This window comes from Cupriavidus sp. USMAA2-4, from assembly GCF_001854305.1.
Lineage (GTDB): Bacteria > Pseudomonadota > Gammaproteobacteria > Burkholderiales > Burkholderiaceae > Cupriavidus > Cupriavidus malaysiensis.
On the sequence record NZ_CP017749.1, the window covers coordinates 1,456,109 to 1,474,277 of the forward strand.

15 protein-coding genes and 1 pseudogene are annotated in these 18,169 nt (G+C 69.4%); all 16 read left to right on the top strand.

All coding sequences use genetic code 11. From position 1 onward, the window contains the following. Positions 1-291 precede the first annotated feature (291 nt). The 16 genes and pseudogenes from gabT (at position 292) to BKK79_RS26595 (ending at position 18,162) form a co-directional block, all read left to right on the top strand. Positions 292-1,554 (top strand): 4-aminobutyrate--2-oxoglutarate transaminase, encoded by a 1,263-nt coding sequence (gabT, locus tag BKK79_RS26525; RefSeq protein WP_071040379.1) that lies wholly within the window; start codon positions 292-294, stop codon positions 1,552-1,554. A gap of 73 nt (positions 1,555-1,627) precedes the next feature. Further along, positions 1,628-1,732: pseudogene (locus tag BKK79_RS42155) on the top strand (aldehyde dehydrogenase family protein); the annotation flags it as partial. Between the two features lie 88 nt (positions 1,733-1,820). Then, complete coding sequence (locus BKK79_RS26530; protein WP_071039259.1) at positions 1,821-3,575, top strand: thiamine pyrophosphate-binding protein; 1,755 nt, start codon at positions 1,821-1,823, stop codon at positions 3,573-3,575. 24 nt (positions 3,576-3,599) lie between these two features. Continuing rightward, positions 3,600-4,853: a Zn-dependent hydrolase gene (locus BKK79_RS26535; protein ID WP_071039260.1), complete on the top strand. Its 1,254-nt coding sequence runs from the start codon at positions 3,600-3,602 to the stop codon at positions 4,851-4,853. 39 nt (positions 4,854-4,892) lie between these two features. Further along, positions 4,893-6,392 carry an aldehyde dehydrogenase gene (locus tag BKK79_RS26540; RefSeq protein ID WP_071039261.1) on the top strand — a complete coding sequence of 500 codons (1,500 nt, stop codon included), beginning with the start codon at positions 4,893-4,895 and terminating at the stop codon, positions 6,390-6,392. Between the two features lie 226 nt (positions 6,393-6,618). Next, positions 6,619-7,026, top strand: coding sequence for a helix-turn-helix domain-containing protein (locus BKK79_RS26545; RefSeq protein ID WP_198173400.1), 408 nt, complete (start codon positions 6,619-6,621; stop codon positions 7,024-7,026). A gap of 93 nt (positions 7,027-7,119) precedes the next feature. Beyond that, the gene (locus BKK79_RS26550) at positions 7,120-7,341 is read left to right on the top strand and encodes a SymE family type I addiction module toxin (RefSeq protein ID WP_071039263.1); all 222 of its coding nucleotides are present in this window, start codon (positions 7,120-7,122) and stop codon (positions 7,339-7,341) included. A 648-nt stretch (positions 7,342-7,989) separates the two neighbouring features. Continuing rightward, a complete protein-coding gene (locus BKK79_RS26555; RefSeq protein WP_071040380.1) occupies positions 7,990-9,177 on the top strand; it encodes an alpha/beta hydrolase in 1,188 nt (395 codons plus the stop codon). A 77-nt stretch (positions 9,178-9,254) separates the two neighbouring features. After that, complete coding sequence (locus tag BKK79_RS26560; protein WP_071039264.1) at positions 9,255-10,982, top strand: AMP-binding protein; 1,728 nt, start codon at positions 9,255-9,257, stop codon at positions 10,980-10,982. 1 nt (position 10,983) lies between these two features. Continuing rightward, positions 10,984-11,901 (top strand): VOC family protein, encoded by a 918-nt coding sequence (locus BKK79_RS26565; protein WP_071039265.1) that lies wholly within the window; start codon positions 10,984-10,986, stop codon positions 11,899-11,901. After that, positions 11,898-13,055 (top strand): FAD-dependent monooxygenase, encoded by a 1,158-nt coding sequence (locus BKK79_RS26570; RefSeq protein WP_071039266.1) that lies wholly within the window; start codon positions 11,898-11,900, stop codon positions 13,053-13,055. Before BKK79_RS26565 ends, BKK79_RS26570 begins: the two co-directional genes overlap by 4 nt. Beyond that, complete coding sequence (locus tag BKK79_RS26575; protein ID WP_071039267.1) at positions 13,052-13,549, top strand: acyl-CoA thioesterase; 498 nt, start codon at positions 13,052-13,054, stop codon at positions 13,547-13,549. The genes BKK79_RS26570 and BKK79_RS26575 overlap by 4 nt, the downstream gene beginning before the upstream one ends. A 25-nt stretch (positions 13,550-13,574) precedes the next feature. Further along, positions 13,575-14,330 carry a maleate cis-trans isomerase family protein gene (locus BKK79_RS26580; protein ID WP_071017229.1) on the top strand — a complete coding sequence of 252 codons (756 nt, stop codon included), beginning with the start codon at positions 13,575-13,577 and terminating at the stop codon, positions 14,328-14,330. Between the two features lie 77 nt (positions 14,331-14,407). Then, the gene (locus tag BKK79_RS26585) at positions 14,408-15,667 is read left to right on the top strand and encodes an MFS transporter (RefSeq protein WP_071039268.1); all 1,260 of its coding nucleotides are present in this window, start codon (positions 14,408-14,410) and stop codon (positions 15,665-15,667) included. 111 nt (positions 15,668-15,778) lie between these two features. Next, positions 15,779-16,573, top strand: a complete 795-nt coding sequence (locus BKK79_RS26590; RefSeq protein WP_071039269.1) for a TetR/AcrR family transcriptional regulator — start codon at positions 15,779-15,781, stop codon at positions 16,571-16,573. A gap of 407 nt (positions 16,574-16,980) precedes the next feature. After that, the gene (locus tag BKK79_RS26595) at positions 16,981-18,162 is read left to right on the top strand and encodes a porin (protein ID WP_071039270.1); all 1,182 of its coding nucleotides are present in this window, start codon (positions 16,981-16,983) and stop codon (positions 18,160-18,162) included. Positions 18,163-18,169: the final 7 nt, after the last annotated feature.

Genomic DNA, 18,169 nt, shown 5'->3' on the forward strand with positions numbered 1-18,169 from the left:
CGCGTGATGCTTTATTGAGCACGTTTGCTACCTTGCAAATCTTATTGGTCCGGCCATGCGGCATCTTTCCAAGAAAATCTTGCCACCTCCACAGGCTTCTGCTTAGAATTGGTCCGGCCACCAGCCCAATTGGAGAGTGGGCCATCCACGAAATCCAGATTGGCCCGGCCAGATCCCATCAGGCGCCGCATGGCCGGTCCATCGCCGGCCGCCTGCCCGCCGCCCCGCCATCGAGACGTTGGCATGGACACGAGACAGCGGCTGCGCAAGCCGCAACGCATGGAGCAAGACATGAGGAATGCAGACCTGGTTCGCCGCAAGGACGCCGCCACCCCGCGCGGCGTCGGCGTGATGTGCAATTTCTACGCCGAGCGGGCCGACAATGCCGAGATCTGGGACGTCGAAGGCAAGCGCTACATCGACTTCGCCGCCGGCATCGCCGTGCTGAACACGGGCCATCGCCACCCGCGCCTGCTGCAGGCGATGCAGGAGCAGATGGCGCGCTTCACCCACACCGCCTACCAGATCGTGCCCTACGCCAGCTATGTCGAGCTGGCCGAGAAGATCAATGCGCGCGCGGTGGGGGCGTTCGCCAAGAAGACCGCCTTCTTCACCACCGGCGCGGAAGCCGTGGAGAACGCCATCAAGATCGCCCGCGCGGCCACCGGCCGGCCCGGCGTGATCGCCTTTTCGGGCGGCTTCCACGGCCGCACCATGATGGGCATGGCGCTGACCGGCAAGGTGGCGCCCTACAAGGTGGGCTTCGGCCCCTTCCCGGGCGAGATCTTCCACGCGCCCTATCCCAGCGAACTGCACGGCGTGTCGGTCGAGGACTCGCTGAAGGCGCTGCAGCAGCTGTTCAAGTCGGATATCGATCCGAAGCGCGTGGCGGCCATCATCTTCGAGCCGGTGCAGGGCGAGGGCGGCTTCCATGTGGCGCCCGCCGCCTTCGTCAAGGCGCTGCGCGCCCTCTGCAACGAGCACGGCATCGTGCTGGTCGCCGACGAAGTGCAGACCGGCTTCGGCCGCACCGGCAAGCTGTTTGCCATGGAGCACTACGGCGTGGCGCCGGACCTCACCACCATGGCCAAGAGCCTGGCCGGCGGCATGCCGCTGTCGGCCGTGTGCGGGCGCGCCGAGCTCATGGATGCCCCGGCGCCCGGCGGCCTGGGCGGCACCTATGCGGGCAACCCGCTGGCGGTGGCCTCGGCGCTGGCCGTGCTGGAGGTCCTGGAGCAAGAGAAGCTGGTGGACCGCGGCGCGGTGCTGGGCGACCGCCTGCGGGACAAGCTGGAAGGGCTGCGCTCGCGCGTGCCGCAGATCGCGCAGGTGCGTGGCGTCGGCGCCATGATCGCGGTCGAGTTCAAGCAGGCGGACGGCAGCCCGGATGCCGATTTCACGCGCCAGGTGCAGGCGCGCGCGCTGGAGCGCGGCCTGCTGCTGCTGTCGTGCGGCGTGGACGGCAACGTGATCCGCTTCCTGTTCCCGCTCACCATCCCCGACGCCGTGATGGACGAGGCGCTGGGCATCCTCGCCGACGCGCTGCTCGGCTGAGGCAGCGGCCATCCGCCGTGTGCCGGAGCCGGCCGAGGACACGCCGCTGCCGGCGCCGGCCTGCCGGGCGTGGCCTTCCGGCGGCGTCAAGCAATCCGGCCTGGGGCGCGAAGGTTCCAGCCTGGGCATCGAGGAGTACCTCGAGACCAAGTACCTGTGCATGGGAGGCGTGGACCGCCGGGCAGGCGGCACGCCACCGGGCAGGGCAGGAATTCACAGGCATCGCGTCCGCTGGGGGCGATGCGCAAGGACAGCAGAGCACAGACATGAGCACAGACAACAGCACGCAAGCGCCGCGACTGCAAGCGGCGCCGACAGAGCGCAACGGCGGCCAGATTCTTATCGACCAGCTGATCATCCAGGGCGTCAAGCGCGTGTTCCTGGTGCCGGGGGAGAGCTACCTGCCCTGCATCGATGCGCTGTACGACCACCAGGACAAGATCCAGCCCATCGTCTGCCGCCAGGAGAGCGGCGCCGGCTACATGGCGGAGGCCCACGGCAAGCTGACCGGCGAGCCCGGCATCTGCTTCGTCACGCGCGGGCCCGGCGCCACCAATGCCAGCATCGCCGTGCACACGGCCTACCAGGATTCGACGCCGATGATCCTGTTCGTCGGCCAGGTGGGCAACGACTTCGCCGAGCGCGAGGCCTTCCAGGAGATCGACTACCGCCGCATGTTCGGCCAGATGGCCAAGTGGGTGGCGCAGATCGACCGTACCGAGCGCATCCCCGAGTTCATCGCGCGCGCCTTCGCGGTGGCCACCAGCGGGCGTCCCGGCCCGGTGGTGCTGGCGCTGCCGGAGGACACGCTGTGGGGCAAGGCCAGCGTGCCGGACGTGCCGCGCTACCGCCGCGCCCACGCCGCGCCCACGCCCGACGCCATGGACGAACTGGCGCGCCTGCTCGCCGCCGCCGAGCGCCCCTTCCTGCTGCTGGGGGGCTCGGGCTGGACGCCGCAGGCCGCGCGCAGTATGGAAGGGTTTGCCGAACGCTTCGGCCTGCCGGTGGGCGTGGCGTGGCGCCGGCTGGAATGCTTCGACAACCATCACCCGAACTTCGCCGGCCACGTCGGCTGGGGCATGCCAGAGTCACTGCGCCGCCGCGTGCAGCAGGCCGACCTGCTGATCGCGGTCGGCACGCGCATGGGCGAGGCCACTTCGGAGGGCTATTCGGTGATCGCCAGCCCGCTGCCGCAGCAGCGCCTGGTGCACGTGTATCCCGACGCCGGCGAACTGGGCCGCGTGTTCCACCCGACGCTGCCGATCGTGGCCGACGCGCCATCGTTTGCCGCCGCCGTCGACCGGCTCGCCCCCGCGCGCGAGCGCACGGGTTCCGGCGCCGCATACCAGGCTCGCCGGGCCCACGAGGCTCACGAGGAGTACCTGGCCGGACAGGAGCCCAAGGCCGCGCCGGGAAAGCTGAACCTGAACAAGGTCGCCTGCCACGTGCGTGACCACCTTCCGGCCGACGCCTGCCTCACCGTCGGCGCGGGCAACTACGCCCTCTATCCGCATGCCTATCACCGCTTCCGCGGCGTCGGCACCAGCCTCGCGCCGACCGTCGGCTCGATGGGCTACGGCCTGCCGGCCGCCATCGCCGCCAAGCTGGAGGATCCCCGCCGCACCGTGGTCTGCTTCGCCGGCGACGGCTGCTTCCAGATGAACCTGCAAGAGCTCGGCGTGGCCATGCAATACCGTGTGGGCATCGTCGTGCTGGTCTTCAACAACGGCATCTGGGGCACCATCCGTGCCCACCAGGAGCGCGAATTCCCGGGCCGCACCGTCGCGCTGGGTTTCGACAATCCCGAGTTCAGCGAACTGGCACGCGCCTATCGCGGCTACGGTGAGATCGTCGACAGCGACGCGGCTTTCGGGCCCGCGTTCGAACGCGCGTTGGCGTTCGCCAACGCCGAGCGCCTGCCCGCCCTGCTCGAACTGCGCTATGACCCCGATGGCATCGCGCCGGGCATGACCCTGTCCGGCATCCGCGCCGACGCGCTCGCGCGCCAGTCCGAAGCCTGACGACCCGCAGCAAGGAGCACGGATATGAACACGCTGAACATCAACGGCGAGCGCCTGTGGCAAGCGCTGATGGACCTGGCCGCGATCGGGGCCACCCCGAAGGGCGGCAATGCGCGCCTGGCGCTGACCGCGCTGGACGGCCAGGGCCGCGACCTGCTGGTGCGCTGGATGCGCGAGGCCGGGCTGGCCGTGACGGTCGACCAGGTGGGCAATATCTTCGGCCGCCGCGCGGGCAGCAACGACGCGCTGCCGCCGGTCATGACCGGCAGCCATATCGACACCCAGCCGACCGGCGGCAAGTTCGACGGCTGCTACGGGGTGCTGGCGGGGCTGGAGGTGATGCGCACCCTGGCCGAGCGGGGCATCGTCACCGAGGCGCCGCTGGAGCTGGCCATCTGGACCAATGAGGAGGGCTCGCGCTTCCTGCCGGTGATGATGGGCTCCGGCGTGTTCGCCGGCGTGTTTGCGCTGGAGACGGCGCTGGAGGCGCGCGACAGCGAAGGCAAGCGCGTCGCCGACGAGCTGGCCGCCATCGGTTACGCCGGCAGCGCGCCGGTCGGCCGCGAGGTCGGTGCCTACTTCGAGGCGCATATCGAGCAGGGCCCGGTGCTGGAGGCCGCCGACCGCGTGATCGGCGTCGTCACCGGCTCGCTCGGCGTGCGCTGGTATGACGTGACCGTGACCGGCATGGAGGCGCACGCGGGCCCCACGCCCATGCCGATGCGCCGCGATGCGCTGTTCGGCGCGACCTTCCTGATGCAGGAAGTGGTGAAGATCGCCCGCGACTTCGCCCCGCACGGGCGCGGCACGGTCGGCGTGGTCAACCTCCATCCCGGCTCCCGCAACGTGATTCCCGGCGCCGTCCGCTTCACCGTCGACCTGCGCCATGAAGACGCGGAGCAGCTCGCGCGGATGGACGCGCGTTTCCGCGCCGCCTGCGCGGCGGTGGCCGATGGCACCACCACCGGGGCGGTGCTGCCGGTCGACGTGCAGCAGGTGCAGTACTTCAAGCCGACTCCCTTCGCGCGGGAACTGGTCGAGCAGGTGCGCGCGGAAGCCGCCGCGCGCGGTCTCACGCACCAGGACATCGTCACCGGGGCCGGCCACGACGCTGTCTACATCGCCGGCGTGGCGCCCACGGCGATGATCTTCGTGCCCTGCAAGGACGGCATCAGCCACAACGAGATCGAGGACGCCAGGCCCGAACACCTCGAGGCCGGCGCCAATGTGCTGCTCGGCGCCATGGTGGCGCGGGCCGGCCTTCCCGCCGGCGCCTGAGGCGCCGCGCATGCGACTACCTTCCGCTGGAAACGCATCATGACTGAGATGAAAGACCTCGCTTACTGGCGTGCCCTGGCCGAGCGCGTGCCGTTGCGCACCCAGGCCTATATCGACGGCCGCTGGGCCGATGCCGCCGACGGTGCCACCTTCGACACCGTGAACCCGGCCACCGGCCAGGTCATCGCGGCCGTGGCCGCTTGCGGCGTGGCCGACGTGGACCGCGCGGTGGCGGCAGCGCGCCGCGCCTTCGACCAGGGCGTCTGGTCGGGCCTGCCACGCAGCGCGCGCAAGGCCGCGCTGCTGAAGCTGGCCGCCCTGGTCGACACGCACCGCGAAGAACTCGCGGTGCTCGAGACGATCGACATGGGCAAGCCGATCGCCGACACCCTCGGCTACGACATCCCGGAAGCCGGGCGCACCTATGCGTGGTATGCCGAGGCGATCGACAAGATCTACGACGAGATCGCGCCCACCGCGCCCGAGGTGCTGGCGACCATCACGCGCGAACCGCTGGGCGTGGTGGCCGCGGTGGTTCCCTGGAACTATCCGCTGCTGATGGCGAGCTGGAAAGTGGCGCCGGCCCTGGCCGCCGGCAACAGCGTGGTGCTCAAGCCGGCCGAGCAGTCACCCCTGACGGCGCTGCGGCTGGCCGAACTGGCCGAACTGGCCGGCATCCCGGCCGGTGTCTTCAACGTGGTGCCGGGCCTGGGCGCTGTCGCGGGACAGGCGCTGGGGCTGCATGCGGACGTGGACTGCGTGGCCTTCACCGGCTCGACCGCCACCGGCAAACGTTTCCTGCAGTACGCCGGGCAGTCCAACCTCAAGCGTGTCTGGCTGGAGTGCGGCGGCAAGTCGCCGCACATCGTCTTCGACGACTGTCCCGACCTGGACCGTGCCGCGCGCGCGGCGGCGGTCGGCATCTTCAACAACCAGGGCGAGATCTGCATCGCCGGCTCGCGGCTCTACGTGCAGGACGGCATCTACGACCGCTTCATGGCAAAGCTCGAAGCCTGCGCCGCCACGATGCAGCCGGGCGATCCGCTCGATCCCGCCTCGGCCATGGGCGCCATCGTCGACCGGGCCCAGCTCGACCGGGTCTTGTCGTACGTGCACGCGGGCCGCGAAGAGGGTGCCCGCCTGCGCCTCGGGGGCGAGCGGGTGCGCACCGACAGCGGCGGCTTCTACCTGCAGCCCACCATCTTCGAATGCCCCAGCCAGGCGCTGAAGATCGTGCGCGAGGAGATCTTCGGTCCGGTGCTGGCCGTGACCCGCTTCCACACCGAGGAGGAAGCGGTACGCATGGCCAACGATTCGCCGTACGGGCTGGGCTCCGGCCTGTGGACGGCGAACCTGGCGCGCGCCCATCGCGTGTCGCGCCGGCTGCAGGCGGGCCTGGTCTGGGTGAACTGCTACATGGACGGCGACGTCACGGTTCCCTTCGGCGGAGTCAAGCAGTCCGGCTCGGGGCGCGACAAGTCCCTGCACGCGCTGGACAAGTACACCGACCTGAAGACCACCTGGATCAGCCTTGCCTGATATCGCCGGGCGGGGCGCGCATCGCTGTGCCCGGCTGCGGGGCAGGCCGGGCTACCGCTTGGCCTGCAGTCGTTCGATCCATACGTCGGAAAGGCGGGCCGTGAATCTGCTTTTGAGTTAAATCTTGTGAAGTTGATTTACGTGTTCTGGTTCCGTACCTAAAGTGGTGTGGTGCTGTCATCAGGGCGCTGCGATCCGGAGGCGTACTGCTATGGCGTTACTTTCCATGGAGTTCGCTTCGATGAGCTTGTCTGCCCGACTCATTTCCCTGCGCAAGGCGCGTGCCCTGACGCAGCAAGGCTTGGCCGGTGCCATCGGCATCCACGTCCAGCAGATCAAACGCTATGAGGCCGGCTCTTCCGAGCCTTCCGCAGAAGTCTTGCGCAAGATCGCCAGAACCTTCGCCATCTCGACCGATTGGCTGCTGTTCGAGGAGGGGGAGCGTGCTCCATCCGATGACCTCGTCTCGCAGTTCGAAGCCGTTAGCCAGCTTTCGGACGACGAGCGCGCCATTGTCAAGGAAGTCATCGACAGCCTCGTTATCAAGTACCAGACGAGGCGCTGGAATGCTGCGAGGCAGACGCCCGCGGTCAAGACGGCTGCGACGCGAGGCGACTCGGGAGCCGATCGATAAGGATCAGCGAAGTACCGCTGAAGAAGCGCGGGCCGTGAGTGCACCAACACCCGCGGCCCGCTGACCACCACCAACTCACCAAAGGAGTTGATCATGGCTGACGCCAATCTTAAGGCACGTTCGCCCGTCACGGAACGTTTTGTGACCATCCAGCAATCGCAACGCCATCAGCGCAACGGGAGAAGCCGCTCCACGCCGCCGCTTTATCCGTGGATGAAGCTCGCCGGCCGGTGGATCGAGCACGCGGGCTTCGAGGCCGGGCAGCGTGTCAGGATCGCTGTCGAACAGGGGCGGCTGGTCATTACCGCCGAGTAGAAGACTGGGGCAGTCAAGTCCTGATATAGCTTGCCAGGTCTTGATCGCGCCATCCGGACCTGACGGCCCATGGCGATGAACGCCCGATGAATCTCATCGGGCGTTTTGCATTGCCGGGCCTGAAGCGGCCGTTCCCGCTCATCGATTCCGATGGATTCCCTCGCCATGCGAGCAGGTTGCCGGCACACCGCAATCCTGCGGCACGGAGTGAGGTCGATAAGGGCCACGGGGCCACCATCGCGGCGTGATGGCAAGGTGGCGGCTTTCCTTGCCGCACGCTGGATCGCATTGGCGATGCGCCCTGTCTGCCTCGGCCGCTCCGGTCGCCTCAGGGGAAACCACTATTTGACATCCATTCAAATAACGCCGATATTTGACAGCATATCAAATAAAGCGTGACGCCGGCTTCCACGGCGCCTGCCGTGCCGGATCCTGCTGCAGGCAGCGGTGAGGCCGCTTGTGTCGCCTGTCTGCGACGTCAGCGTGACTCTTCTGCGCGACTTTCACGCGACTTTATTTGAGACTATGTCAATAATGCCGGGCCGATGGGGCCGCGGCATCCAGAACCAAGGAGACGGCATCGTGACAGAGCAGGACAAGGCCCAGGTGACGGCGGGGATGCGCGGCGCATCGTGGGATGCGCGGCTGATGGCACGCCCCTACCAGATGGTGCCGTATGCCTTGAGCACCGCCGACGGGCAGCGTACGCTGGGATTCCTTTTCACCGTCACCGGCAAGGAGCGCACCGTGGTCTCGCTGATGCATCCGCGCGAGATGGCGATCACGCACTATCTCGTGCCGTTCGTGCTGGACGCCGGCTGCGCCTGCTGGGTGCAGGGGCCGCGCTCGATCGGCAACGACCTGCGGCTGGAGCACGAGATCGCCCTGCTCGATGTGGCGGCGGGCATGTCGCACCTGCGCGACCTTGGCTACGAGCGCATCGTGCTGCTCGGCAACTCGGGCGGCGCGGGCCTCTACACCTTCTACAACCGGCAGGCGCTGACGCCGCGCGAGCTGCGCATCGCGCGCACGCCGGCGGGCCGGCCGACGCTGCTGGGCGAAGTGCACATGCCGGAGGTGGACGGCATGATCCTGGTGTCGCCGCATCCCGGCCAGGGCAAGCTGCTGATGAGCGGCCTCGACGCCTCGGTGGTCGACGAGCAGGATCCGATGCGTGCCGACCCGGCGCTGGACCCGTTCGCCGCGGCCAACGGCTACGACGCGCAGACGGGGCAGGCGCGCTATGCGCCCGGGTTCGTCACGCGTTACCGCGAGGCGCAGGCGGCGCGCGTGGCACACATCGACGCGCATGCGCGTGCCTTGCTGCAGGCCAAGCAGGAGGCCCGCCGGCGCGTCAAGGCTGGCACTGCGAGCGAGCTGGAGCGCCGCGTCGCCGCGCACGCGCCGGTCTTCACCGTGTGGCGCACCGACGCCGACCTGCGTGCCTGGGATACCACGCTCGACCCGTCGGACCGCAAGCCCGGTTCGCTGTGGGGCAGGGACCCCTTCGTCTCCAACTGGGGCAGCGTGGGGTTCGCGCGCGTGGTGACGCCCGAATCGTGGCTGTCGACGTGGTCGGGGCTGTCGTCGAACGCCTCGCTGGACAAGACGCTCGGCAGCCTGCACCAGCCGACCCTGCTGATCGAGTACACCGGCGACCAGTGCACCTTCCCCGCCGAGATCCGCGCCATCTACGAGCAGATCCCCGCCGCCGACAAGCGCCACCTGCGCGTGCGCGGCAACCATCACGGCATGGCGCTCGGCCGCGACGAGGAGCCGGGCCAGCGCGTGGCCGGGCGGCATATCGTGGAATGGCTGCGCGAGACCATGGTTTAGGGCCGGTGTGCCGCCACGCCCCGGCGGCGCCATCGACCGATCGAGACACCGAAAACGACAGACAGAGGTAGACAGACATGCAGCAGATCGACAGCGTCAGGCCATCCGTGCTCCTGGAGGGGGTCCGCTATCCGGACGAGGCGCGCCTGCGCCGCTACATGGAACAAGGCGTGCTGAACCGCGAGACGCTCGCCGGCGGCTTCCAGGACGCCTTCCGCACGCACGCCGGGCGCCTGGCCCTGGCGGGCCCGGAGGGCGAGTACAGCTACGCCCAGCTCGACGAGGCCACTGACCGCCTGGGCGCGGCCCTGCTCGCCCTCGGCATGCGCCCGCTGGACCGCGCCATCTTCCAGTGCGGCAACTGCAACGAGCTGCTACTGACCTTCTTCGCCTGCCTGAAGGCCGGCATCATTCCGCTGTGCTCGCTGCAGGCCTTCCGCAAGCTGGAGATCGGCTACCTCGGCAATCTCTGCGAGGCCCGCCTGCACTTCGTGCAGGGCGACGATGCCAAGTTCGACGACGTCGCCTTCGCCGAGTCGATGCAGCAGGAGGTCGGCAGCCTCGCCTTCATCCTGCAGGCGCGCGGGCAGCGGCGCGGCCGCGCCGTGCTGCTGCAGGACCTGATCCGCGACATGCCGCTGGAGGCGGCGCGCGAGCGCCTCGCCGCGGTGCGCCACGAGCCCTTCCAGGTGGCGGTGTTCCAGCTCTCGGGCGGATCGACCGGGGTGCCCAAGATCATCCCGCGCTTCCACAACGAGTACCTGTACAACATGCGCGCGGTGGCCGCGTTCAACGGCTACACGCAGGAGGATGTGCTGTTCTTCCCCACGCCCTACCTGCACAACCTCAACATGGGCTGCTTCTTCGGCCCCTTCCTGCTCAGCGGCGCCACCGTGACGGTGTCGCCCGACATCGGCGAAGAGAACCTGCAGGGACTGGTGCGCGACTATGCGCCCACCTGGTTCGGCGTGGCGGGCCCGATCCTGATGCGCATCGCGCCGGAGCTGGCCAAGGGCGATGCGCAGGCGCGCGCGCGCCGCAACTTCATCGCGCCGAAGAACGCCACCAACCTGACCCGGCTGACCGGCTCGCCCACCCGCCATATCTTCGGCATGACCGAGGGCGTGATCATGTTCACCCGCCCCGACGACGCGCCGGAAATCCGCGACGCTTCGGTCGGGCGGCCGGTGTGCGCGCAGGACGAGGTACGCATCGTCCATCCGGGCACGGAGGACGAGGTCGCCGACGGCGAGGTCGGCGAGGCGCTGTTCCGCGGTCCTTACACCATCCGCGGCTACTACAAGTCGGAGCAGGAAGACGTGCACCGCTTCACCGCCGACGGCTTCTACCGCTCCGGCGACCTGATGAGCTCGCGCGTGGTCGACGGCCGGCGCTACTACTTCTTCTGCGGCCGCATCAAGGACGTGGTCGACCGCGGCGGCGAGAAGATCAACGCCGAGGAGCTGGAGAACGTGATCCAGGAACACCCGGCCGTGCTGGCCTGCGCGGTGGTCGGCATGCCCGACAAGGTGTACGGCGAGCGCGTCTGCGCCTTCATCATTCCCAAGCCGGCCGCGCCGGCACCGACCCTGCCCGTGCTGACGCAGTTCCTGCAGGAGGCCGGGCTGGCCAAGTTCAAGTGGCCCGAGCGCCTGGAGGTGGTCACGGAGTTCCCGCTGACCGCGTCCGGCAAGTTGAGCAAGGTGCTGCTGCGCCAGCGCATCGTCCAGGTGCTGGAGGCCGAAGCCCCCACCGCCTCCACCGCCCCCACCGCCACCGCCTCTGCCATCACTGAAGGAAAGTGAGATGACCCAAGCCACGATTGCGTCCGACCTCCCCGTCCTCCCCGTCCTCGCCCTGCACGGCGTGCACCATACCGCGCGCCCGACCTGGAAGCTTGCCGAGACCGTGCAGTTCTACCGCGACCGGCTCGGCCTGCCGCTGGTGCATGCGATCTCCGCCAAGGGCTGGGGGCCGGACAACCATGCCGACTTCCTGCACTTCTTCTTCGACAGCGGCAACGGCAGCACCATCGCCTTCTTCTACTACATCGGCACCGAGCGGCCCGACTGGCTGGCCGTGCGCGAGCACTACCAGGACCGCGCCACCCACACCGCCTGGCGCGTGCGCGACGAGGCCGAGCTGCTGGCCTGGCGCCAGCGCGCGGAGGCGGCCGGCATCCCGGTGCGCTACCAGATCCGCCACGAGGTGATCGAGTCGATCTATTTCAACGATCCGAACGGCTACCCGATCGAGATCACCTGGCAGATGCGGCCGTTCGGCACGGCCGACCGCGAGGACGCCGCGCGCACCATCGAGGCCGCGATCGAGCTGGAGCAGGCCGGGCGCGACGGCGCCGGCTTCGACTCGATCGAGCCGGTGTGGCAGCGCAAGGGCAGTCGCATCGATCCGGGACCGGAGGCCGGCACCGATGCCGGCACCGGCGCGGCCGCCGGCGCGCCGCAGCGCGCCTCGATCTACGTGCTGGACGTGCCCGAGTTCGCCGCCCTGGTCGAGGCCGCGCGGCACAGCGAGGGCTATGCCACCACCCGCCTCGCCAACGGCTACGTGCGCATCGACGGCAACCCCGGGCTGCGCTTCCAGCGCAAGGCGCTCGGCTTCAAGCCCGCGGTCTGGTACGGCGCGCTGACCGGCGGCCTGCGCGGTTCGATCCAGCAGTTCGACATGGACGCGCTGGTGGTCACGGCGGGAGAGCCGGCATGAAGATCGCAATCATCGGCGGCGGCCCCTCGGGCCTGTTCCTCTCGATCCTGCTCAAGGAGCGCATGGCCGGCGTCGAGATCGACGTCTACGAGCAGAATCCGGAAGACGCCACCTTCGGCTTCGGCGTGGTGCTGGCCGATACCGGGCTGTCCAACCTGCGCGCGGCCTCGCCGGTGGTGGTCGACGAGCTGGCGCAGGCGATGCGCTTCAGCGACCGCCATTCCATCGTCTGCCACGAGCATCCGATCACGATGAAGCGCCCGGGCGCGGGCGGCGGCGCCATTCCCCGCATCCGCCTGCTGGCCATCCTGCAGGCCAGGGCGCGCGCGCTGGGCGTGCGCATCGCCTTCCAGCAGCGTATCGAGGACTTCGACGCGCTGCAGGCCGACCTGGTGGTCGGTGCCGACGGCGTCAACTCGCGGCTGCGCGCCGCCCACGAGGATGCCTTCGGCACCACCCGCCGCCACCTGAGCAATCATTTCGCCTGGTATGGCGTCGAGAAGCCGTTCCCGAACCCCGCGCTGGTGTTCCGCAAGCACCAAGGCGGCTACTTCGTCGCGCACTACTACCCGTACTCGGACACCATGAGCACCTTCGTGGCCGAGTGCGATCACCAGACCTGGCTGGACTTCGGCATGGAAGCGATGACGGACGCGGCGCGCCAGGTCCTGTTCGAGACCGTGTTCGCGCCGGAGCTCGGCGGCTACCGCCTGGTCTCGAACAATTCGGCGTGGCGCCAGTTTCCTGTCATCGTCAACCAGACCTGGCACGCCGGCAACAAGGTCCTGATCGGCGATGCGCTGACCAGCGCCCACTTTTCGATCGGCTCCGGCACGCGCATCGCCATGGAAGACGCGATGGCGCTCGCCGATGCCATCGTCGCACACCCGCACGATGTGCCGGCGGCACTGCAGCAGTACGACGACGTGCGCCGCCCGCAGAAGGCCAAGCTGATCAGCGCTTCGGAAGCCTCGTACAACTGGTACGAGCGCATCCGCGAGTGGATGGAATTGCCGACGCCGCACGAGTTCGTCTACCGCTTCATGACGCGCACCGGCCGCGTCGACCTGCAGCGCCTGCAGGCCCAGTTCCCCAATCTGATGGCGGAACTGGCCGCGGGCGGCGTGGCCGGCCTGGTGGCGGAGCAGCCATGATGCGCGCCACCGAGTATGTGCTGAGCGAGCGCCCCTTCGTCGTGCGCCGCACCGTGCGCTGGGGCGATTGCGACCCGGCCGGGGTGGTCTATACCGGCCGCTTCACCGACTACCTGCTGGGTGCCGTGGGCCTCTTCACCGACCACCTCGCGGGCGGCGGCGGGCGCCTGGGCGCGGCGCATGGTGTGGGCACGCCGTGCAAGGCGATGCGCTTCGAGTTCATCGGCACGCTGTGGCCGGACGATGTCATCGATATCGCGTGCTCGGTGCAGGCCATCCGCACGCGCTCCTTCGACCTGCGCTGCGTGGCGCGGCGGCCCGATGGCAGCCCGGTCTTCGACGCCATCTTCTCGCCGATCTGCGTGCGGCTGGACGAACGGGTCGGCACGCCGATCCCGGACTCGCTGCGCGCGGTGCTGGCCGTGTGGCTGCAGCCGCCGTCGCCGGCGTCATCCGGGTCCTCCGCGTCATCCGCGTCCCCCGCATTCCCCTGAACCCCGGCCGCCGAGGCAATACGTCATGCAATACCGAATCGGGCAGATCGTGCCCAGCTCCAACATCACCATGGAACGGGAGATCCCGGCCATCTTCGCCGGCCGCATGCGCACGCGGCCCGAGCGCTTCTCCTTCCACGCCAGCCGGGTGCGCATGCACCGGGTGGTGGCCGAGGAACTGGAGCGGATGAACCGCGACATGGGGCGCTGTGCCCTGGAACTCGCCGACGCGCGCGTCGACGTGATGAGCACGGCCTGCCTGGTCGCCACCATGTGCATGGGCCGGGGCTACCACCGCCAGGTGGTCGACGACCTGTCCGCCGCCCTCGCCGGCGAGCCGCATGCGCCGGCCATCATGACCTCGGCCGGGGCCCTGGTGGAGGAACTGAAGGACTTCGGCGCGCGCCGCATCGCGCTGCTGGCGCCCTACAGCGACGCCCTCACGCACACCGTGGTCGACTACATCGAGGCGGAGGGCATCGAGGTCAAGGATGCCGTCAACTTCTCCATCCTCGACAACCTGGAGGTGGGCGCGCGCGATCCCATGCAGTTGCTGGACGATGTGCGCCGGCTCGACGTGGCCGGCGTGGACACCGTGGTGCTGTCGGCCTGCGTGCAGATGCCGTCTTTCGCCGCCATCGAGCAGGCGCAGGCCATGCTGGGCATCCCGGTCACCTCGACCGCGGTCTGCACCGCGCGGCAGATGATGCGCCGCCTCGGCATCGAGGCGGTGGCGCCGGCCGCGGGCGCCTACCTCGGCAGCCGCGCGGGCCTCGGCTGAGGCAGCGCCGGCCTTCCGCTTTTCCCCCGGGGCATGCGCCCGCAGAGGCGTGCCCGACCATCCTGGAGACAACACCCATGCAGCCCCCGAACGATACCCGGCCGCCGGCCGGCAACTGGACCTATGCCGCCGTCATCCTCGGCGCGGCACTCGGCATGCTGGCCGGCTACGCGCCGCTCTTCAACGCGACGGCCGGCGTCTTCGTGCGGCCGCTGGCCGCCGAGTTCGGCTGGGGCCGCTCGGAGGCCTCGCTGTCGTATGCGGCGTCGATGTTCGGCCTGGCGGTGGTCAGCCCGCTGGTCGGCTCGCTGATGGACCGCTTCGGCATCCGGCGCGTGATCGCCTGTTCGGCGGTGGTGTTCGGCCTGGCCACGGCGGCCATGGCGCTGCAGAACGGCAGCAAGGCGCTGTGGGTCTGGCTGTCGGTGCTGGTCGGCGTGTCGGGGGCGGCCACCTCGGTGCTGGGCTACCTCGCCGTGCTGCCGCAGTGGTTCGACCGCCGCCTGGGCCTGGCGCTGGGCCTGGCCATGTGCGGCCTGGGCGCGGGCACCGTGCTGATGCCGATGAGCGCGCAGTACCTGGTCACCGCGCACGGCTGGCGCGCTGCCTACGCGACGCTGGGCGGCGGCACCATCGTGCTGTCGCTGCTGGCCTGCGCGCTGCTGCGCGAACGGCACGTGCCGACGCGCGCCGCGGGCGGGCCTTCCGCCGCGGCGGACGGCATGACGCTGGGCCAGGCCCTGCGCAGCTACCGCCTGTGGGCGATCTGGCTGGTCTTCGTGCTGGCTTCGTCCGCCACGCTGTCGCTGGGGCCGCACCTGCCGGCGATGTTCGCCGACCGCGGCTTCACGCCGGCCGAGGCTGCCCGCAGCGCCTCCACCGTGGGGGTGGGCCTGCTGGTCGGCCGCATCGCCACCGGCATCCTGATCGACCGCATCCACGCGCCGCTGGTCGCCGCGGTCTTCTTCGCCGGCGGGGCGCTGGGCATCCTGCTGCTGCGCGCGGGCGGGGACTACGGCACGCTGCTGCTGGCGACCACGCTGATCGGCCTGACCATCGGCGCCGAGGGCGACCTGATCTCCTACCTGGTGCGTTCCTACTTCGGCCTGCGCGCCTTCGGCACCCTGTTCGGCATCGCCTTCTCGGGCTACGGCTTCGGCGCCGTGATCGGCCCGGTCGGCCTGGGCGCCTGGTTCGACCGCCATGGCGACTACGCGCTGCCGCTGCTGGTGCTGCCGGCCATGCTGGGCGTGGCCGCGCTGCTGGTGCTGTCGCTGGGGCGCTACCGGCGCCCGGCGGCCCACGGCGCGGCGGGCGAGGTGGCGGTGTCCGCTTGAGCGGGCGGCACGGGGCAGGGCGGCACAGGGCAGGGCCGGCACGGCGGGCGGAGTAGAATTGGGACCGGCGCAATTTCCATCCGCATCCCGTCGATCCCCCGCTTCCCCACCATGTCCGCCGCACGCAAGCCCGCCGCCGCCCAACCCGCACCCGCACCCATCCCGCGCCGGCGCGGCCGCCCGCCCAAGAGCGATTCGCCGATCGGCGCCGAGCCCATGCTCAGCCGCACGGCCATCCTGCAGCACGCCATCGCGCTGACCCGGACCATGCCGCTGGACCAGATCTCGATGGTCCAGCTGGCCAAGGACTTCGGCGTCGCGCCCGGCCTGATCCACTATTACCTGGGCGGGCGCGACAAGCTGGTGTCGGGTGTGCTCAACGACTACTACCGCATGCGCATGAGCCGCACGCCCGCGCTCAGCGGAGACTGGCGCGGCGACGTGGAGCGCATCGCGCGGCTGAGCTTCCAGGTGGCGCTGGAGAATCCGGGCGTCAGCATCTACGTGGCCTCGCACAACCGCTTCCGCCTGTTCCAGGACGTGGAGCCCGGCGAGACCGACTACGGCATGGAGTTCTTCAACCGGATGACGTCCGCCATCATGCAGGGCGGATTCAGTGCCGAGCAGGTCGCGCTGGCCTACCACCTGATCGCCCAGTACCTGGTCTCGACCAGCATGGCGGAAGCCTCGCGCCAGCTGCCGGCCTACCACCAGGCCTTCATCGAAGAGAAGCTGAGCCAGGTGCCGGCCGGGCAGTATCCCGGCGCGCGCTTCGTCGCCAAGGCCTTCTCGCGCCTGTCGTCGGAGACGGCCTTCGAGGAAGGGCTGCGTATCACGCTGGACGGGATCGAGGCCTGGCGCACGGCTGCCGCGGCGCCGAAGAAGCGCAAGGCCAAGGCGGCATAGCTTCCTTCTCCTGCTCTTGCCCCTCGCTTGCGCGCGAGGGCAGGGCTGCCGGCCCCCGGCGCCGCTTCCTGCGCGCGCCTGCGTTCAGCGATCGGTCGCTGCCATGAGTCCCCGCCGTTGAATTCTGCTACCGCCGGCTAGTGGTATCCACTTATTTGAGATGCTGGCAATTAATTTAGAATCCTTATTTGCCACCATATCAAATAAAACGGAAGCGGACCGGCGCGAGCCCGGCCGCCGCGCCACGCGGCAGGCGGCAAGCGATGACAACGCAGTGATCCCTAGCGACCGATAGCGATCCGTAGCACCCCGGGGCCCGCCCTGTTGCCGGGATGCTCCAGCCCCCGATCTTCCCGACCCCCCGCAACACCCGTCACCACCCCATCGATAACACCAGGAGGAGAAAAATGAAAAAACGTCATCGCATCGCGGCCGCCGCGCTGCTGGCCTGTTTGGCCTGTGCGGGCGCCGCCAGCGCGCAGTCCGGCGTCACGCTCTACGGCGTGGCCGATGCCAGCGTCGAGTTCGTCAACCACGCGGGCACGGTGCCGACCGCCGCCAACGGCTTCAATTCCGGGCCCGCCAACCAGGTCGTGCGCCTGAACTCGGGCGGCCTGTCGGGCTCGCGCTGGGGCCTCCGCGGCGTCGAGGACCTGGGGCAGGGACTCAAGGTGAACTTCGTGCTGGAGAGCGGCTTCAATCTCGACACCGGCACCCTCCAGCAGAGCGGCCGGCTGTTCGGGCGGCAGGCCTTCGTCGGCCTGCAGAGCGCGACGCTCGGCCAGCTTTCGCTGGGCCGGCAGTACACCTCGCTGTTCGACAGCATGGCGAACTTCGTGCCGGCCTACTTCGCCACGCAGTATGAGCCGGTGGTGATGCTGACCGGCGCCAATTTCCGCGAGGACAACACCATCAAGTACAGCGGCACCTTCGGCGCCCTGACGGCCGTCGCGCACTGGTCGTTCGGCACCGGGCTGGCCCTGCCGCAGGTGGTGGCGGGCGGCGCCGCCATCGGCGGCAACGGCGAGAACCCGGGGCAGTTCCGCCGCGACAGCGCCTACGGCGCCGCGCTTACCTATGGCGCCGGCCCCTTGGCCGCGGCGCTCGGCTACGACCAGTTCAACCCGAGCATCGGCAGCGGCAGCGGCAGCGGCAGCTTCCGCAAGGCCGCCGTGGCGCTCAGCTACAGCTTCGGCCCTGCGCGCCTGATCGGCGGCTACCGCTGGGGACAGAACCAGGGCGCGACAGGCGCGGTGATCGGGCGCGACGACTACTACTGGGTGGGCGGCATCTACCAGGTCACGCCGGCCCTCAGCCTGACGCTCGAGTACGCCTACGACAACCTGAAGAACCTGTACGGCAACAGCGCGCTCGCCAACCCCTGGCAGCTCAACCTGATCGCCGGCTACAGCCTGTCCAAGCGCACCGATCTCTACTTCACCGCCGCCTACGCCAGGAACGCCGGACTGGCGCTGGACTCGGCGTCGATCGGCTTTGCCAACAGCCTGTCGCTGGGCAACAGCTACGCACCGGCCAGCGGCCAGTCGTCGATGCTGGGCATGGCGGTCGGGATCCGCCACAAGTTCTGAGCGGCCG

Coding starts and splice junctions, on each gene's coding strand:
- BKK79_RS26575 (WP_071039267.1), top strand. CDS start 13,052: ATGATGCGCGCCACCGAGTATGTGCTGAGCGAGCGCCCCTTCGTCGTG.
- BKK79_RS26570 (WP_071039266.1), top strand. CDS start 11,898: ATGAAGATCGCAATCATCGGCGGCGGCCCCTCGGGCCTGTTCCTCTCG.
- BKK79_RS26545 (WP_198173400.1), top strand. CDS start 6,619: ATGGAGTTCGCTTCGATGAGCTTGTCTGCCCGACTCATTTCCCTGCGC.
- BKK79_RS26540 (WP_071039261.1), top strand. CDS start 4,893: ATGACTGAGATGAAAGACCTCGCTTACTGGCGTGCCCTGGCCGAGCGC.
- BKK79_RS26530 (WP_071039259.1), top strand. CDS start 1,821: ATGAGCACAGACAACAGCACGCAAGCGCCGCGACTGCAAGCGGCGCCG.
- BKK79_RS26585 (WP_071039268.1), top strand. CDS start 14,408: ATGCAGCCCCCGAACGATACCCGGCCGCCGGCCGGCAACTGGACCTAT.
- BKK79_RS26550 (WP_071039263.1), top strand. CDS start 7,120: ATGGCTGACGCCAATCTTAAGGCACGTTCGCCCGTCACGGAACGTTTT.
- BKK79_RS26595 (WP_071039270.1), top strand. CDS start 16,981: ATGAAAAAACGTCATCGCATCGCGGCCGCCGCGCTGCTGGCCTGTTTG.
- BKK79_RS26580 (WP_071017229.1), top strand. CDS start 13,575: ATGCAATACCGAATCGGGCAGATCGTGCCCAGCTCCAACATCACCATG.
- BKK79_RS26565 (WP_071039265.1), top strand. CDS start 10,984: ATGACCCAAGCCACGATTGCGTCCGACCTCCCCGTCCTCCCCGTCCTC.
- BKK79_RS26590 (WP_071039269.1), top strand. CDS start 15,779: ATGTCCGCCGCACGCAAGCCCGCCGCCGCCCAACCCGCACCCGCACCC.
- BKK79_RS26535 (WP_071039260.1), top strand. CDS start 3,600: ATGAACACGCTGAACATCAACGGCGAGCGCCTGTGGCAAGCGCTGATG.
- BKK79_RS26560 (WP_071039264.1), top strand. CDS start 9,255: ATGCAGCAGATCGACAGCGTCAGGCCATCCGTGCTCCTGGAGGGGGTC.
- BKK79_RS26555 (WP_071040380.1), top strand. CDS start 7,990: ATGGCACGCCCCTACCAGATGGTGCCGTATGCCTTGAGCACCGCCGAC.
- gabT (WP_071040379.1), top strand. CDS start 292: ATGAGGAATGCAGACCTGGTTCGCCGCAAGGACGCCGCCACCCCGCGC.